The sequence below is a fragment of the Mesorhizobium sp. M1004 genome (genome assembly GCF_040318795.1).
Taxonomy (GTDB): domain Bacteria; phylum Pseudomonadota; class Alphaproteobacteria; order Rhizobiales; family Rhizobiaceae; genus Mesorhizobium.
The window spans coordinates 1-16,340 of the sequence record NZ_JAMYNB010000029.1; the positions used below are offsets into that span (position 1 = coordinate 1).

Here is a 16,340-nt window from a genome sequence, read left to right on the forward strand (position 1 = left end):
TCCTGCATCACCGCACGGAGCACTTCGTGCAATCCATCCGGGTTCGAAAGCAAAATGTCTTTGACGGCAGCGCTGGCGGTCTTAACTTCAGTCTTGGTCATGGCGGCGTCCCTTCGCGGGAATCAGTGACGTGAACAATCACCAGCCTGCCATGACCGCCCCCTCTCAGCGAATTTGCAGAACTCTCAGCACACTACCCAGGGCCAAAGCTCAACCGCACGAAATAGCGACAGCGGGCAACGGCGGGCCTAGACGGTGTCCCCGCTCTTTTGGGGTTTCCGATGTGGAGAATGATTCTACTGGCTATAAGCCAGCGGCATCAAGCACAGAGGATAACAGGTCATCCGCAGAAAGTGATGTGTCCTTGAATCCAGGAACAAAAACAAGATTTTGACCACGAATTCCGCAAAGCTCCGATTGAATTCGGTCAGCACTGCTCCTTCCAGCCTGATCTCCGATCTCGATCACTTGCGTCCCTTTGGCCATGAAGACTGAATTGTGCAGCACGCTTCCGGTGAATCCGATCAGCGTCTTTGCCCGCGAGATGACCCCAATCTGCGCCGTAGCAGTCATGCCTTGGGGAAGGATGGCCAGAACCCCTCGGTTGGCGAGCGCCTCATATACTGCTCTCTCTGAGGGGTGCCACCGCCGATGGTCTTCGGATCTCATAACCAGTACGGCCTTGCCATCTTGCTCTTGGCCCAGGGCGGATCGGATGCGGTCGTATACGTTAGATATCGCTGGGTGAATCGATGGGCTCGCAGTCCCAAATGAAGTCAAGCGCTGGGGCACGTAAAGGGACTTAGCCAAGACGGGCCTAGCTGTGACGACTATTTGGCGCTTGCCCCACCCCGCTGCGTTCAGTACTGGCGCAACGTGTCTCTCGTAGCCGATTGTCCATTCGTTCTGTGTGGTAATCTCCCATGGCGAGAAGACGATCGGAACCTTTGGAAACTTACTGGCCGCCGCTGCACTCGATAGAGTTTCGATTAGGAAATGACCCCAGGCATAAAAGAAGTGTCCGCCATAAATCGCCTGCTCAAGCTGCAAGGGATCGACTATCGGCTCGAGACTTCGGGAAACCGGAATATCGGGTCTGTAGGTATACAAGGGTGACGCCGGTCGCAAGGAATGAAAAACGAGAGCCCCGGCGCTGTCGTAGACCGCTCCCTTATACGTCATTGTGGCTTTATCGAACACCGTCTCGGTCACTGTAGCATAGGCGATCGCACGCTGGCCGGGCACAATATCATGATGAAACGCCGACCGGACGGATGCCGATTCGTCAAACGAAGCGGGCGCACTAGGCGCGACCGGGGAAGAACGGTGTCCTCGAATGAACTGCAATATTCTAGACACGGGTGTCCTTTTTATAGTCCACTGGTGCAGATTCGATAATTAGGTTGCAAAATTCCACAGTTCTGTGCCGGATAAAGAAGGGAGACGTGCCTATCGTCAAAAATTGAGGGCAGTACTCCAGTATAACCCAAAATCTCGCTCCAAGTGCGTAGCGTAGCCTCGGTTGCCTTCTATACCCCCCGTTGTTCTGTTGCCCTCACAGCATCAACTGGATCGACTAAGCTCTGCCGCAACGAGATAGGGGCGTGACCCCCGTATACCCTGTCCTCGACCGAAGCCCAGAGCGGATTGTTGGCGTAGAGGGTACCAAGATCATCGTCAGTAAACCAGAACTCAGTGTTTTTGATATAGGGTGGCGTAACATTGGATCTGTATCGTAACAACGCCTCGGCAACGTCATCTTGTTGAAGATCGAACGCCTTCGCGACGTCCGCAGCCAGATACTCCGTCCGTATCCAATGATGAACATCCACGTTGAAAAGATCAATGTAATCGTCAGCGCGATTAACGTATGTCCCATCGAAGCATTGACCGCGAACAATCATTTCGCGTGTTGCAACTAGGTGTTTATTACGGGTCGCCTCGAAGACCACCATGCTCATGATCCAAGACGGCAAGCGGCGAATACAAGCGAACACGCGCTTTCCAGTTGGATCGAAACTGGGATCAGCGGCTTGGCGCTCGGCTATCGTGTGGTGCCAATGACCAGTCAAATCGTCGATATCATCGAACTTGACGGCCGGCCTGTCCTTTAGGAGGTCGCGCAGAGCCAGTTCCATGGTAGTTCCAGCACATTTAGGGAAATGAAGCCAGATAAAGTCTGGACCTATGATCATGTGCGTTCCTGTCGTCCTTCATCCTCAATTCTTGCTGTCGGCAATTAATTAAGCGATCAAACGGATGGGGAACAGTTCATATGCTTTCAGGCGTCCGTCACCCCTATAGCCAAAATAGTTTGGTGAGTTCGTCATGAGATTGAAGGTCAGCGCTCTTGGTCAACGTGATCCTCGAGTAAAATTCCTTCAGCGCTTTGCCATCAGCCTCCATGAATTCCCTCACAATGGAGAAATAGCTATCAGAGATGGTTGACGAATTTGGATCCAGATTCGTGATCGCCACCAGGCCGGTTGGAGGGCAATCCAAATACGTTATATGCAGGTCTGATCTATACTTTCGTAAGACTGGAAGAATCTTCCATACATCTCCAGTCCAAGTGTCAGGAGCGTGAATGCGGCTCATCATCGCTATTGTGGTTGGCAGGCAGTCATGCAGTAAGATCACGGAATTCCTTCTGCAATAACTTTCCGTATTCGCGAAATCTCTCAGAAGATACTCAAATCGATGCATTCCATCGAGGAACGCAAGTTCGATGGGTCGCTTTAGGTAGTCGATAGGAGCGTGGTCGCGAAAGAAATCATCACTTGGCATTTGAAACATATGCAGAGATGGTTTGGATCCGATTACATTTTCGGCAAGCCTGAATTGAGGATCGACAGCCACACTGGCGCATTTCATCGCCTTGAGGGAAACTCCGGCGTCAGTTCCGATCTCGAAATACGCCCTAGGATTAAGAGATGTCCCAAGGTGTTCTATCATCTTGGTATAAAATAGGCCTTCGTGCTTAATCAAAGGGGCGTTGCTGTTTAATCCAAGTACATTCATTTGCAGTATCTCCCATCGGCGGAAAAATTCCAAATCTACTGTGTCAGAGCACGGCAAATAGGATTACGGCTTGGCCACAGCCCCAGTACGCTTGACCGACTCCACCGTCAGCGATTCGATACGGCCGCTCTTGAGCGTTAATTTCTTCGTGCATACGCTTTGGATAAGCGCCTCACTGTGGCTGGCCAGCACGATGATGCCGGCCTTTTCCGCCAATTCGTCCATGCGCCTTTTGGCCTTGTCCTGAAAAGAGGCGTCACCGGCGCCGATCCATTCGTCCATCAGCAGAATTTCGGGATCGAGCGCGGTTGCTGCCGAAAAGGCAAGCCGCGCGGCCATGCCTTGGCTGTAGGCTTTGAACGGAAGATCGATGAAGTCGCCCAACTCACTGAAGGCGATGATGTCCTCCATCTTCTCTTCGATCTCGGCTTCCGTCCATCCGCTGATCAATCCGCGCAACACGATATTTCGACGGCCGGTGGCCTCCCGACGAAAGCCTATATTGATGTTGAACAGAGCGTCGACCTTGCCTTCGATCGCAACGCTCCCCTCGGTTGGCTCGTAGATGCCGTAGAGCACCTTGAGAAGCGTCGTCTTGCCGGCTCCATTCGGGCCGACAAGACCCAGTCGGTCGCCAGCCTTGAGCTCAAAGCTGACGCCGTCGAGCGCCTGAACAAACTGCTTTCTACCTGAGCTCTCGATTCTGCCGCCCGGCCCGCTCACGCGCCTGTCCGGCGCGGAAAGCGTCAGCTTCTCATGCAGTTTGTAAACAAGGCTAACATTATCGAGTTTTATAGAAACCATTGAGAACTCAGATGAGAAAGACGACCTGTTTGCGGTACCGGCCCAGCAGCAGCAATGCAACCACCCATGTAAGCAGCGATGCGGTGATGGTTACAACGAAGGCATGAGCTGGAAATTCTCCATTTATGATTGGCAGCCGGACAATTTCCAGGAAATAGGTGAATGGGTTCCATTCATAGGCGTATTTTTGGATGGGGTCCTGGCCGTTGTTCATCCAGAAGACGGGCGTGAAGAACATGCCGACCCGCAGCAAGTTGCCGACGATGAATTGGCTGTCAGGGAAGAAGGTTCCGAGAAACGCGAAGACGGTGGTAAGGGCGGGCGTGACGACCAGGATCAGCAACAATCCTGCCAACGACCATAACCAGGAAATGGCGACTGGTGAGCCGCTCAAGATCAGTATGGCTACGCAACCAGCGATCGCGTAGCCGGCTCGGATGACCGACTGCAAACCCAGTCGCATCACGTATACAAACAAGGGCAGCGTCGTGCCTTCGATGAAGCTCTCCTCGCGTTGAAAGAGCGCCACGCTCGTGGACATAACCTCCATTAGATAGAACCATACCAGGAGGCCTATTGCGACATAGGCGGAATAGCCCGCAGCATCCTTGCCGGCAGGCTGGAACACAAAAACGAATGTGCCGACGAACGCAACGTAGTTGACCAGCAGCCAAAGCGGGCCAAGTGTTGTGCGTCTGTGCTGGTCGCCGATATCTTCATGAGCAAGCGCAATCCAGACCCGGTGCAGCTTCATGGCCTTGCTGATGTCGTCGACAGCGCCGTTTAGTGCCGCAATCATAGTTTCCTAGTGTCGCATTCTTTTGTTCTTGTGCATCTATGGCCACCAAACGGGCCAAAGGCGCCCTTCATAGTCATTGCAGCGCGCATTTGGCAACGCATTGCGTCGCGATGGACCACGAATCGCTTGCGACAGGTCGACGCCTCTTACCTCGATATCGCAACCGGCGCACTGCGCGAATCGCAAATTCATGCCTCTGATTATGAGCAGAGGCGCATCCTAGCACTTGGCCACAATTTGCTTTCCAGTCAATGCCGCGCCCGTCTGAGGCGCACCGTCTGCCCAGCGGCTCGATATTTTGCGAAACTGGGTGAAAACCTCGTTCGTTCAATTATTTTCAATCCCTTAACCAAAGGGTCCGCCAAAAAATATCTGGCGATCACTACAACTCCACGCTATGCGATACAAAGCGGCGGGGCTGGGGATTGGCACTCTAAACAGGTGATCGGTGACGGGTTTCCGTCGCTCTTGCACCACGTTAGTGTCCATGTCCTTGCGCCTGGAGTTCAGTACTACCCAATGACATCCTATGTAGAGGTCGTGTCCGGACTTCGGCCGAAGATGCGGCGCGCCATTATAATGATCCAGGATCTGGTCATGGTCCTGGTCGCGGTGGCGCTGAGTCTGGGGCTTTCTCAGTCGAGACTTTCATTCGACGCGCTCTCCACGGCCGGCCTGGCGTGCTGGGCAAGTATTGTTTTTCTCAGCCATATGCTGTTTCGCTATTGCGGCCTCTACAACACGGTGTGGCGTTTCGCCTCCACGCCGGACTTCTTCAACATCCTGAAGAGCTGCGCCATCCTGACCGTCACGCTCTATGTCGTCTCGCTGGCGGTTCGATCGTTTCAGCCGGTGACCGGCCTCAACGAGCGCCAGTTCATCGTCTTTTTCCTCGTCTCCTTCACCATCATATCGGCGCCTCGGCTCTATTATCGGTTCCTGCGCGACGGGGCGAGCTGGCGAATCCTGAGCCGCAACGCAAACAATGCGGCGATCAAACAAGCGCTGTTCGTCGGCAGGCTTGGCGAAGCAGACGTCATCATCCGCTTCACACGCACGGCCGAGCCGGCCGAATATTCCATCGCCGGCATCATGGCCATCGAGAACGGCGCGCCGTTGGGCACGCAGATCCAGGGCGTTCCGGTGGTAGCCGTGCGGCCCCGCCTGGTCGAGGTCCTCGAAGAATATGCAAGAGGCACCAAAAGCCTCGACATGCTGATTTTCGGCAATGGCACCGAACGCGAGATCGAGGAATATTCGGAACTGGTCCGTGTCGCCCGTCACAGCGGTATCGCCGTCGTCCAATTCTCCGGCGTTTCGGAGCTCGGCCAAGGCGGAAAGCTGGTACTCGACGCTGTCGAGATGGAAACCATCCTGCGCCGCTCCACAGTTGCTTCGGATATTGAGCGGATCGGCGGCTTTATCGGTGGCAAGCGCGTCCTGGTCACCGGCGGCGCCGGCTCAATCGGTCGCATCCTGGTCAAGCGGTCGCTGGAACTTGGCGCCGAGGCGGTTCTGGTCGCCGATATCTCGGAATTCGGTATTTTCCAGCTCGACCAGCAGGTTGACGAAAAGGACCATGTCCGGCTCAAGAGCCGCATCGTCGATGTCACAGACCGGCGCCAGATCACCCGCGTCGTCGGCGATTTCAAGCCCGACATCATCTTCCATGCCGCCGCGCTCAAACATGTGCCGCTGCTCGAGGAAAATTGGGAATCGGCGATCCAGACCAATATTTTGGGCACCCTCGTCTGCGCCGAGGTTGCCGCCAAATGCGGGGTGCCGCAGTTCCTGCTGATTTCCAGCGATAAGGCGGTCGATCCGACCTCGGTGCTCGGCATGACGAAACGCGCCGCCGAGCAGATCGTCTCTTCGCTGCACGAAACGCACGCCACCGGGCCCAGCGGCCGTCGCTCCGGCACCAAGTTCATCGCCGTGCGGTTCGGCAATGTCTTCGGCTCCAATGGCTCGGTCGCCACCATCTTCCAGGCGCAGATCGAGGCCGGCGGTCCGGTCACCATCACCGATCGCCGCATGACCCGCTACTTCATGACGGTGGCCGAAGCCGTCGACCTCGTCATCATGTCGGCGGCCGACGCCGAGCGGCGCCAGGGCAAGGACGACTACGCCATCTACATGCTCGACATGGGCAAGCCGGTGCCGATCCTCGAAGTCGCTGAAACCATGATCCGCATGGCCGGCAAAAGCCCCTACACCGACATTCCGATCCGTTTCACCGGGATCAGGCCGGGCGAGAAGCTTCACGAGGTGCTGCATGGCGGCAATGAGGAGATCGTCGCGCTGGATATCCCCAAGATCTTCGGCCTCAGGACCGATGTCGTGGGATGGCCCAAGGTCCAGGTTGCGCTGACATTGCTGCAGGCGGCCATGCGCGATCAGGACAAGGCCTCGGCGCTCGCCGTCATGGCCGGCCTCTATCAGGCGGAAGAGCCTCCAAGTGACGCACGCCGGGAAACCGTTGCGAAAACAGTCGGGCAAGCTGGTTAGAGCAATTCCAGAAAAAGTGTGGAGCGGTTTTCCCGTCCGGGATTGCGTCAGAACAAAGAGCCTGTCCTGATCGACCGGGATTGGCTATTGAAACCGATCCGATGGCCGTTCCCAGGCGTTTGCAGATGATTTTGAACCAGTGAGCAGACAAGATCAGCGCGTGGCCGTGCTGCTGGGCACGAAAGATGGCGCGGCTTTCCTTGACGAGCAGCTCGCGTCGCTGGCTGCGCAATCGCATCCTGTTGTCGACCTCTGGGTTTCCGACGACGGTTCGACAGACGGCACTTCGGCCATTATCGGCGCCTGGCAGAGCCGCTGGTCCAAGGGCCGGTTGACCCTGTCGAATGGTCCTCGCCAAGGCTTTGCCGCCAATTTCCGCGCGATGATCATCGATCCGCGCATCGAGGCCGACTACTACGCCTTCTGCGACCAGGACGACATCTGGGAGCCGGACAGGCTGGAGAGCGCCATTGCCTGGATGCAAGGGCACGACGCCGGAACGCCGCTGCTGTTTTGCTCCAGAACCGCGACCATGTCCGAAACCGGAGCAGCGCAAGGGTATTCGCCGCTGTTCCAGCATCCACCCGCATTTCGCAATGCGCTTGTGCAAAGCATTGCCGGCGGCAACACGATGATGATCAACCGCGCCGCGCGAAAGTTGCTGGCAAAGGCATCGGGAAGGACCGAGTTCGTCAGCCATGACTGGTGGACCTATCTGATCGTCACGGCTGCCGGCGGCATTGTCCGCTATGACCCGCGACCGCTGGTGCGCTACCGCCAGCATGAGGCAAACTTGGTCGGCGCCAACGTGTCGTGGAAGGCGAGGCTGTCGCGGCTGGGGCGCCTGTTCAGGGGCGAGTTCGCCGTCTGGACCGATCACAATCTGAGCGGCCTGGCGGTCAATCGCGACATCCTCTCGAGGGATGCCGCCGCCTGTCTCGGCCTGTTCATCAGGGCACGAAAGGGCGGTATTCTGCGACGCCTGCGCCTTCTCAGGAAAAGCGGCGTCTACCGGCAGACGCTGGCTGGGACGCTTGGGCTCTATCTGGCCTTCATCTGGCGGCGGATCTAGAGCATGCAGACACGGCCATGAGGGAACCCAAGCGAGCTTTCGACCTGGCGGTGGCGGCGCTGCTGCTGCCACTGGCCTCGCCTTTCGTCCTGCTTGCCATGCTGGCAATCAGGACGACGTCGCCTGGACCGGCACTCTTCTCTCAAACCCGTGTCGGCCAGCACGGGGTGCCGTTTGCCTGCCACAAGCTGCGCACGATGGTTGTGGGAACGCCGTCTCTGCCCTCGCATCAGGCGCCGGCAATGTCCGTCACTGCCGTCGGCAAGGTGCTGCGGAAATTCAAGATCGACGAGCTGCCGCAGCTCTGGAACGTGCTCAAGGGCGAGATGAGCCTGGTTGGGCCGCGTCCATGCCTGCCCACGCAAACCGAATTGATCGAACGCCGCAGGCAATTGGGTGTGCTTGCCGCACTTCCGGGCATTACCGGGCTGGCACAGATGAAAGGCATCGACATGTCGGATCCGAAACTCTGCGCCGAAACGGATGCCGAATATCTCAGGGGAGCCTCGATCGGACTCGACGTCAAAATCCTGCTTGGCACAATCTACCGGACCTGACGGGCCTGTCGTGCAAGTTCCTCAATCCGGCCGAGCGTGTCGGTTTCCGGCATCCAGCCTTCCGAGATCAGCAGTGACGGGTCGCAAATCTGTGTCGCCATGGAAGCGTCGTACGCTGCTTTTCTGCCAAGCAGTGTGGCGAACAGCCTGAATGGCCAGGCCGGCACAGGAACGAGCCGGGTCGGAACGTCGTATCCGTGCCTGAATGCAGTCAAGATTTCGAACATCGCAACGGGGGAAGCATCGCCCAGGACATAGGTCGGGCGCGGTGGCGTGGGACGAGTCAAAAGATGCGCCACGGCGCCAGCCACCGCGTCGCGCGATATCAGCGAACGAACTGCGGTGAAAGCGCCTGAGGGCAATGGTAAGGCAATGGCGGCAGCCCGCATCATTCCACGCAGGTTTCCCTTCATGCCTTCGCCATAGACCGGCGGCAGGCGCAGCGCGGTGGCATCGGAGGGCCTGGACGCATAGGCTTCCAGTGTCTTGATCTCGCCTTCGCGTTTCGAGCGCCCGTAGGCGCATTGCGGGGCAGGGAGCGTCGCCTCGCTGATCGTTCCGCTGAAACCGGGACCGGCTACTGCCCGGATCGACGACAGATAGATGAAGCGCCCGCTTGTCCGCGAGGCGGCCGCGCGCGCCAGCTGCGCGGTCAGTGTCGCGTTGGCTGCCATGAAGTCGGCTTCGCTCGCCTTGCGGTCATTATTGAGCGCCGCACAGTGGACGACATGGGTGATATCTCGCATCAGCGCCTGGTATGCCTGAGCCGGTGCGTCGAAGTCCGGCAACAAAACCGCATCGCTCACGGGATCGAGCCGTTCCGGGTGGCGCGATGCCATGCGCACCCCGAACCCGGCTTCGCGCAGCTGGTTGACGACCTGCCTGCCGATGAAACCCGTCGCGCCTGTGACCAGCACTTTCACGGCCGGCTTGCCTGGGGGGCCGGGGCCGGTGCCTGTTGTTCCGGCAGCATTTGTTGCCGGCCCGATGCAAGATATGTCCCGGACACCAGGAACACCATCAGTGTGGCATCGAGGATGTCGTGGCCGACCAGGATGCCGGTCAGGCCGCCGATGAGGTAGGTGATCGCAGTGACGACAATCATCGTGGCGCCGAACCGCTCGATCGCGTCCGTGCTGGTGCGCAGCACGATGGCCGCGTTTCTCGCGGCAACGAAGAACACAGCCGCGAGCGTTACGGCTCCAAGCAGCCCGGCCTCCACCAATGCAGTCAGGAAGCCATTGTGAAAATGGCTGAAGCCCGTGGACGGCATGTGGAACTGATTGTGGAATCCATCCTTTATCAGCTCACGGCTTGCAGCAATGCCGTGACCGAAAATCGGCATGTCGTGGAAGGCGCTCAGCCCAATCTGCCAAAGTGCGGCGCGCAAGCCGAGCGCGGTCGTGTGGTCGCCCTTCGTGGCGAGCGCATCCCAGTCGCTGAACAGGAAGGCCGCGCGCTCGGAAATGATGGGGAGACCGATGACAGCGATGACGATGCCGGTCGCCCCCGCAATCAGCAAAAGCCGAATGGCGTTTCTGTTGTTGAGCTTGCGACGGTTGATCAGCAGGACCGCGATGCCGGCCACCAGCATCGCCAGCCAGATGATCCGCGACCCCGAATAGACAATGGCGACCGCGCCGGCCAGTGTCGCGCAGGCCAGCAACGCCCTGTTCTTTTCGACACCCGATAAGGCGCCTGCCAGGCACATCATCATGCTGAGGCAGGCGACGGTCGCGAACACGATCGGATTGCCGGCGCCGCCTTCGGCCCGTATGCCCAGCCCGTGATATTGCACGACCGCCAGCAGCAGGGCGCCAAAACAGGCGGCGGCGCTCGCCAGCACGACGATGCGCGTCAGCGTGGTTTTCTCGGTAATGCTCCAGGTCGCGTATGAGACAGGGAAAAACAGGAAGGTGATCAGCCCTGCCAGATGCGGCGCATCCCTGGCGATCGAATTGTTGACGATGGAGGCGAACACGCTGGCTGCGCAATAGGCATAGATGGCCACCGTCATCGCGGTCATCGGCCGGTCAATGTTGAAACGCCGTCTTTTCAACGCAAGCAGAAGCACCGACCACAGGCCGCCACCATTGAACAAAAAGCTGACCGCCGATCCCAGCACCGGCGGGAAAAAGAAGCACAGAATGGAGAAGGTGATGTTGATCCGTGACGGCGAAACGTGCTGCTTGATGGCGGAAATCGGGGTCAATGCTCTGGTTCACAATGCGCTGGGTCGCTTGGCGACGGACGATGTTTGGCGGCGGCATTTGCGGCATGCCGCCCGGCGCAGGTTCAGGAGCCGGTATAGCGGCTGGGTGCGGTTTTCGAAAGTGCGACGAGGTCGGGCCGGCGTTTCTTTCGGTCCAGGCAAGATTTTTCCCGGCCTTTGAATGCTATCGCTCCGTCGGGCAGGAATTTTCGGATTCTAGGCTTTTCATGGAAAATTCGTTGCCGATCGGTGTGGCCGCCGGCCTTTCCAGCGTTGTTATATCAGGTGGCGATCTGCTAGAACGCCGGCACGAACCGATAGTGTCCAGCAGTGAAGCTTGAACCGGGCGGCTGAAAAGGACGCCCGATCCATCTGATGCAAGGTCTGGATTGCACGAGAGAACGCTCACAGTCCATGAACATCGCGCTTACGCACCTGCAGCGGCTCGAGGCCGAGTCCATCCACATCTTCCGTGAGGTTGCCGCCTCCTTCTCCAAGCCGGTGATGCTCTATTCCGTCGGCAAGGATTCCTCCGTGCTGATGCATCTGGCGATGAAGGCCTTCTATCCGGCCAAGCCGCCTTTCCCCTTCCTGCATGTCGACACCACCTGGAAGTTCCGCGAGATGATCGCCTTTCGCGACCAGATGGCGCAGAAGCTCGGCTTCGACCTGCTGGTCCACGTCAATGAAGACGGCGTGCGCGACGGTATCAACCCCTTTGACCATGGCTCGAACACCCACACCCATGTCATGAAGACGGTGGCGTTGCGCCAGGCGCTCGACAAATACGGCTTTGACGCTGCCTTCGGCGGGGCTCGGCGCGACGAGGAGAAGTCGCGCGCCAAGGAGCGCATCTTTTCCTTCCGCAACGCCCAGCATGTCTGGGACCCGAAGAACCAGCGGCCGGAGATGTGGAAGATCTTCAACACCCGCATCGCGCCGGGCGAATCGATCCGCGTGTTTCCGCTGTCGAACTGGACCGAGCTCGATATCTGGCAGTACATTCTGCAGGAAAACATCCCGATCGTGCCGCTCTATTTCGCCAAGGAGCGGCCGGTGGTCGAACGCGACGGCATGCTGATCATGAAGGATGACGATCGCATGCAATTGCGCCCCGGTGAGACGATGGAGAACCGTCTGGTGCGTTTCCGCACGCTCGGCTGTTATCCGCTGACCGGCGCCATCGAATCCGACGCCGACACGCTCGAAGCCATCGTCGGCGAGATGCTGACGGCGCGCACCTCCGAGCGCCAGGGCCGCCTCATCGACCGCGATGAAGCCGGCTCGATGGAAAAGAAGAAGCGCGAGGGATATTTCTGAGCATGCGCCATATCCTGGCCAAGAGCCTCGCTCCCACCGACGGCGTGCGCGAATACATGGCGGCGCAGGAGAAGAAGTCGCTGCTGCGCTTCCTCACCTGCGGCTCGGTCGACGACGGCAAGTCGACGCTGATCGGCCGTCTTCTGTCCGACACAAAGCAGATCTTCGAGGACCAGCTCGCCGCACTCGAGCGCGATTCCCGCAAGCACGGCACCACTGGCGACGACATCGACTTCGCGCTTCTGGTCGACGGCCTCGAGGCCGAGCGCGAGCAAGGCATCACCATCGACGTCGCCTACCGCTTCTTCGCCACGCCCAAGCGCAAGTTCATCGTCGCCGACACCCCCGGCCATGAACAGTACACCCGCAACATGGCGACCGGCGCATCGACTGCCGATCTCGCCATCGTGCTGATCGATGCGCGCCAGGGTGTGCTGCGCCAGACCCGGCGCCACTCGATCATCGCTTCGCTGCTCGGCATCCGCCATATCGTGCTTGCCGTCAACAAGATCGACCTCGTCGATTTCGACCAGGCGGTGTTCGACCGTATCGTCGAGGATTACCGGCAGTTCTCGCACGAGCTCGGCTTCCAGACGATCGTGCCGATCCCGATGTCGGCCCGCTATGGCGACAATGTCACCAGCCGCTCCGGCAAGACGGCGTGGTATTCCGGCCCGTCGCTGATCGAGCATCTCGAAACCATATCGGTCGACGAGGCCGCGGTCGAACTGCCGTTCCGGTTTCCGGTGCAGTATGTCAACCGGCCCAATCTCGACTTCCGCGGCTTTGCCGGCACCATCGCGTCTGGCTCCGTCGCGCAGGGCGACGAGGTGGTGGTCGCCAAATCCGGCAAGGCCTCGCGGGTCAAGCGCATCGTCGCGCAAGGCGGCGATCTTGCCCAGGCGGTGGCCGGCCAGGCCATCACCCTTGTGCTCGATGACGAGGTCGAGGTCTCCAGAGGCAACATGCTGGTGTCGCCGGCGGCACGGCCGCAGGTCGCCGACCAGTTCGCCGCCAACATCGTCTGGTTCGACGAGGCAGCGCTGCTGCCGGGACGCTCCTATATACTGCGCACCGAGACCGACCAGACCAGCGCCACCGTCACCGACCTGAAATACCGCGTCAACGTCAACGACTTCGCTCGCGAGGCGGCGAAGTCGCTCGAGATGAACGAAGTCGGCATCTGCAATATCTCGACCCGGGCGCCGATCGCCTTCGACACCTTCGCCGACAACCGCGATACCGGCGCCTTCATCCTGATCGACCGCATCACCAATGCCACGGTCGGCGCCGGCATGATCCTGCATTCCTTGCGCCGCGCCGAAAACATCCACTGGCAGTCGCTCGATGTCGGCAAGCGCGGTCGTTCCGACTTGAAGAGCCAGCGTCCCGCCGTGTTCTGGTTCACCGGCCTTTCCGGTTCGGGCAAGTCGACCATCGCCAATCTGCTTGAGAAGAAGCTGTTCGCTTCGGGGCGCCACACCTACATTCTCGACGGCGACAATGTCCGCCACGGCCTCAACCGCGATCTCGGCTTCACCGACGCCGACCGGGTCGAAAACATCCGCCGGGTCGCCGAGGTGGCCAAGCTGATGGCCGATGCCGGGCTGATCGTCATCGTCTCCTTCATCTCGCCCTTCAGCGCCGAGCGGCGCATGGCCAGGGAGTTGATGGCCGACGGCGAGTTCGTCGAAGTGTTCGTCGATACGCCGTTCGAGGAATGCGCCCGACGCGACCCGAAAGGCCTTTACGCACGGGCGCTGAATGGCGAGATCAAGAACTTCACCGGCGTCGATTCCCCGTATGAAGCTCCCGAAAATCCCGAAATCCATCTCAAGACACTCGGCAAGACGGCCGAGGAGATGGTAGAGGCTCTGGAACACTGGCTGAATGAGCGCGACATTGCCGAAGACCAATATGACAGCGGCGGCGGCATCTGACGACGAAGTGATGCTCGACGTGTTCGAGCGCCTGGCGCTCGAAGCCGGACGCGAGGTGATGCGGGTCTTCAAGGCCGGCTGCGCGGTCGACAGCAAGTCGGACTCCTCGCCGGTCACGGAAGCCGACCGCGAGAGCGAGACGATCATCCTCGCCGGCCTGCGTGCGGCCTATCCCGATATTCCCTGCGTGGCCGAGGAAGAGGTCGCCGAAGGCATTGTGCCGCCCGATCTGGATGGCGCCTTCTTCCTGATCGATCCGCTCGATGGAACGAAGGAATTCGTCAACCGCCGGACCGATTTCACCGTCAACATCGCGCTTGTCCGGCACGGCGTGCCGGAGATCGGCGTCGTCTTCGCACCGTGCAGCGGGCGGTTCTTCTCTGGACGGCCGGGCTGGGCCGAAGCAATCGAGGTCGATGGCGACTTCCGTATCGTCGGCCGCCGGCGGATTTCGGTTAGGAGGGCGGTCACGCCGCTGGCGGTCGTTGCCAGCCGCTCGCACAACACCCCGGAGACCGAAGCCTTCATCAAGGATCTCGGCGCCGCCGAGATCGTCTCGGTCGGCTCATCGCTGAAATTCTGCCTGCTCGCCGCAGCCGAAGCCGACATCTATCCGCGCTTCGGCCGCACCATGGAATGGGACACGGCGGCCGGCGACGCCGTACTGCGCGCCGCCGGCGGCATGACGCGCACGCTGGACGGCGAGCCGCTCACCTATGGCAAGCGCAAACAGAGCGACGACGAGGATTTCGCCAACCCGCATTTTATTGCGAGCGGGAAGGCGGCGGACGCGGCGTAACTTACGCCGCCGCTACATGCGCCGGTTCGAGCCAATGTAGTTGCGGATCGTCTCGATGATGCGGTCCTGGTCGGCTTCGCTGAGATAGGGATGCATCGGCAGGCACAGGATGCGCTTCGGCAGTTGCTCCGAAACCGCAAGCCCGGTCGGCGTGCGCGGATAGTCGCGATAGGCGACCTGCTCGTGCAGCGGCTTCACATAATAGATCACCGAAGGGATGCCCTTTTCGCCGAGATGCGCCCTCAACCCGTCGCGCTTCGGCGTCTCGATGGCGTATTGCGCCCAGGCCGAGCGGCCACCGCCCAGATTGCGTGACGCATTGACGATGTCGCCGAGACCTTCGGCGTAGCGCTTGGCCACCACCTGGCGGGCGACCATCTCGTCTTCGAGGATGGCGAGTTTCTCGATCAGGATCGCCGCCTGGATCGTGTCGAGGCGTGAATTGATGCCGACGCGGACATTGTCATACTGCGTCTCGCCCTTACCGTGGAACGCAAACGAGCGCAGCTGGTCGGCCAGCGCGTCGTCATTGGTGAACATCGCGCCGCCATCGCCGTAGCAGCCCAGCGGCTTGGCCGGATAAAAGCTGGTCGAGCCGACATGGCCGAAGGCGCCGCACATTGTGCCGTCGGCCGAACCGCCGATCGACTGCGCCGCATCCTCGATCACCAGCAGCCCTTCGCGCTTGGCAATCGCCATGATCGCCTCGTAGTCGGCGGCAAGCCCGAACAGGTCGACGGGAATAATCGCCTTCGGCTTCAGCCGGCCTTCCTTCTTGATCATGGCGATCGCCGCCTCGAGGCTGGCGATGTCGATGTTGTAGGTCTCGGCGTCCACATCGACGAAAACCGGTTCGGCCTTGGCAAGCGCCACCACTTCCGCCGTCGCGGCAAAGGTGAAGCTCGGCACGAACACCGCGTCGCCGGGGCCGATACCGGCGGCAAACAGCGGCAACAGCAGCGCGTCGGTGCCGTTGGCGCAGGCCACGACATGCTTGGTGCCGATATAGGCTGCGAGCTTGTTTTCGAATTCGGTGACTTGCGGTCCGAGGATATAGCGGCCTTCCTCGACGACATTGTCGATCGCGGCCTTCAGCCGGTCGCGGATACGTTCGCGTTGCGCGCCAAGATCGATGAACTGCATGTCGGCCTCAAAACGGTGGTGCGGGCTGCCCCGGGGACAATGACACGCACAGAAACAACAACTTAACCGGGCCGCTGGTACCAGAGTTGGGCCGGTCTAGAAAGCCGGACCGGCCGCGGGACGGGTTGTCTAGGTGTCGCAGCCTGTTACTTCAGGCTTTCCCTG

General features: G+C 59.6%; 14 protein-coding genes. 6 read left to right on the forward strand and 8 right to left on the reverse strand.

Annotated features, from left to right (window positions below):
- Window positions 1-303: 303 nt before the first annotated feature.
- The 5 genes from NKH54_RS31590 to NKH54_RS31610 all read right to left on the reverse strand — a co-directional run bounded on the left by NKH54_RS31590 (window position 304) and on the right by NKH54_RS31610 (window position 4,624).
- A complete protein-coding gene (locus tag NKH54_RS31590) occupies window positions 304-1,110 on the reverse strand; it encodes a glycosyltransferase 61 family protein (RefSeq protein ID WP_353029676.1) in 807 nt (268 codons plus the stop codon).
- Between the two features lie 419 nt (window positions 1,111-1,529).
- Window positions 1,530-2,138: a hypothetical protein gene (locus tag NKH54_RS31595; RefSeq protein ID WP_353029677.1), complete on the reverse strand. Its 609-nt coding sequence runs from the start codon at window positions 2,136-2,138 to the stop codon at window positions 1,530-1,532.
- Between the two features lie 160 nt (window positions 2,139-2,298).
- Complete coding sequence (locus NKH54_RS31600) at window positions 2,299-3,021, reverse strand: class I SAM-dependent methyltransferase (RefSeq protein WP_353029678.1); 723 nt, start codon at window positions 3,019-3,021, stop codon at window positions 2,299-2,301.
- Between the two features lie 63 nt (window positions 3,022-3,084).
- Window positions 3,085-3,825: an ABC transporter ATP-binding protein gene (locus NKH54_RS31605; RefSeq protein WP_353029679.1), complete on the reverse strand. Its 741-nt coding sequence runs from the start codon at window positions 3,823-3,825 to the stop codon at window positions 3,085-3,087.
- Between the two features lie 7 nt (window positions 3,826-3,832).
- The gene (locus tag NKH54_RS31610) at window positions 3,833-4,624 is read right to left on the reverse strand and encodes an ABC transporter permease (RefSeq protein WP_353029680.1); all 792 of its coding nucleotides are present in this window, start codon (window positions 4,622-4,624) and stop codon (window positions 3,833-3,835) included.
- A gap of 519 nt (window positions 4,625-5,143) precedes the next feature.
- Here NKH54_RS31610 and NKH54_RS31615 point away from each other — a divergent pair.
- The 3 genes from NKH54_RS31615 (at window position 5,144) to NKH54_RS31625 (ending at window position 8,761) form a co-directional block, all read left to right on the forward strand.
- Window positions 5,144-7,132 carry a UDP-N-acetylglucosamine 4,6-dehydratase gene (locus NKH54_RS31615; RefSeq protein ID WP_352790123.1) on the forward strand — a complete coding sequence of 663 codons (1,989 nt, stop codon included), beginning with the start codon at window positions 5,144-5,146 and terminating at the stop codon, window positions 7,130-7,132.
- Window positions 7,133-7,271: 139 nt separating this feature from the next.
- Window positions 7,272-8,204, forward strand: a complete 933-nt coding sequence (locus tag NKH54_RS31620) for a glycosyltransferase family 2 protein (protein WP_023833065.1) — start codon at window positions 7,272-7,274, stop codon at window positions 8,202-8,204.
- A 17-nt stretch (window positions 8,205-8,221) separates the two neighbouring features.
- Window positions 8,222-8,761 carry a sugar transferase gene (locus tag NKH54_RS31625; protein ID WP_023742693.1) on the forward strand — a complete coding sequence of 180 codons (540 nt, stop codon included), beginning with the start codon at window positions 8,222-8,224 and terminating at the stop codon, window positions 8,759-8,761.
- Here the strand turns inward: NKH54_RS31625 and NKH54_RS31630 are convergent.
- Both NKH54_RS31630 and NKH54_RS31635 read right to left on the reverse strand, forming a co-directional pair.
- Window positions 8,749-9,684, reverse strand: a complete 936-nt coding sequence (locus NKH54_RS31630; protein WP_023698142.1) for an NAD-dependent epimerase/dehydratase family protein — start codon at window positions 9,682-9,684, stop codon at window positions 8,749-8,751. The genes NKH54_RS31625 and NKH54_RS31630 overlap by 13 nt on opposite strands.
- Window positions 9,681-10,973 carry an O-antigen ligase family protein gene (locus tag NKH54_RS31635; protein ID WP_031196088.1) on the reverse strand — a complete coding sequence of 431 codons (1,293 nt, stop codon included), beginning with the start codon at window positions 10,971-10,973 and terminating at the stop codon, window positions 9,681-9,683. Before NKH54_RS31635 ends, NKH54_RS31630 begins: the two co-directional genes overlap by 4 nt.
- A gap of 414 nt (window positions 10,974-11,387) precedes the next feature.
- On the opposite strand from NKH54_RS31635, the gene cysD reads away from it, so the two are divergent.
- Genes cysD through cysQ form a run of 3 tightly spaced genes read left to right on the forward strand, consistent with a single transcriptional unit; the run spans window position 11,388 to window position 15,032 of the window.
- Entirely contained in the window at window positions 11,388-12,293 is a 906-nt protein-coding gene (gene cysD / locus NKH54_RS31640) for a sulfate adenylyltransferase subunit CysD (protein ID WP_023670717.1), read from the forward strand.
- A 2-nt stretch (window positions 12,294-12,295) separates the two neighbouring features.
- On the forward strand, window positions 12,296-14,233 hold the full coding sequence (gene cysN, locus NKH54_RS31645) for a sulfate adenylyltransferase subunit CysN (RefSeq protein WP_023670718.1): 1,938 nt from the start codon (window positions 12,296-12,298) through the stop codon (window positions 14,231-14,233).
- A 10-nt stretch (window positions 14,234-14,243) separates the two neighbouring features.
- A complete protein-coding gene (gene cysQ, locus NKH54_RS31650; RefSeq protein WP_031196090.1) occupies window positions 14,244-15,032 on the forward strand; it encodes a 3'(2'),5'-bisphosphate nucleotidase CysQ in 789 nt (262 codons plus the stop codon).
- Window positions 15,033-15,044: 12 nt separating this feature from the next.
- Here cysQ and NKH54_RS31655 read toward each other — a convergent pair whose 3' ends face one another.
- Window positions 15,045-16,175 (reverse strand): DegT/DnrJ/EryC1/StrS family aminotransferase, encoded by a 1,131-nt coding sequence (locus NKH54_RS31655; RefSeq protein ID WP_023833067.1) that lies wholly within the window; start codon window positions 16,173-16,175, stop codon window positions 15,045-15,047.
- Between the last annotated feature and the right edge of the window lie 165 nt (window positions 16,176-16,340).

Bases quoted from the DNA above. Each gene is read 5' to 3' on its own strand.
- NKH54_RS31595 (WP_353029677.1), bottom strand. From the start codon at position 2,138: ATGGAACTGGCTCTGCGCGACCTCCTAAAGGACAGGCCGGCCGTCAAG.
- NKH54_RS31600 (WP_353029678.1), bottom strand. From the start codon at position 3,021: ATGAATGTACTTGGATTAAACAGCAACGCCCCTTTGATTAAGCACGAA.
- NKH54_RS31605 (WP_353029679.1), bottom strand. From the start codon at position 3,825: ATGGTTTCTATAAAACTCGATAATGTTAGCCTTGTTTACAAACTGCAT.
- NKH54_RS31610 (WP_353029680.1), bottom strand. From the start codon at position 4,624: ATGATTGCGGCACTAAACGGCGCTGTCGACGACATCAGCAAGGCCATG.
- NKH54_RS31615 (WP_352790123.1), top strand. From the start codon at position 5,144: ATGACATCCTATGTAGAGGTCGTGTCCGGACTTCGGCCGAAGATGCGG.
- NKH54_RS31625 (WP_023742693.1), top strand. From the start codon at position 8,222: ATGAGGGAACCCAAGCGAGCTTTCGACCTGGCGGTGGCGGCGCTGCTG.
- cysD (WP_023670717.1), top strand. From the start codon at position 11,388: ATGAACATCGCGCTTACGCACCTGCAGCGGCTCGAGGCCGAGTCCATC.
- cysN (WP_023670718.1), top strand. From the start codon at position 12,296: ATGCGCCATATCCTGGCCAAGAGCCTCGCTCCCACCGACGGCGTGCGC.
- cysQ (WP_031196090.1), top strand. From the start codon at position 14,244: ATGCTCGACGTGTTCGAGCGCCTGGCGCTCGAAGCCGGACGCGAGGTG.
- NKH54_RS31655 (WP_023833067.1), bottom strand. From the start codon at position 16,175: ATGCAGTTCATCGATCTTGGCGCGCAACGCGAACGTATCCGCGACCGG.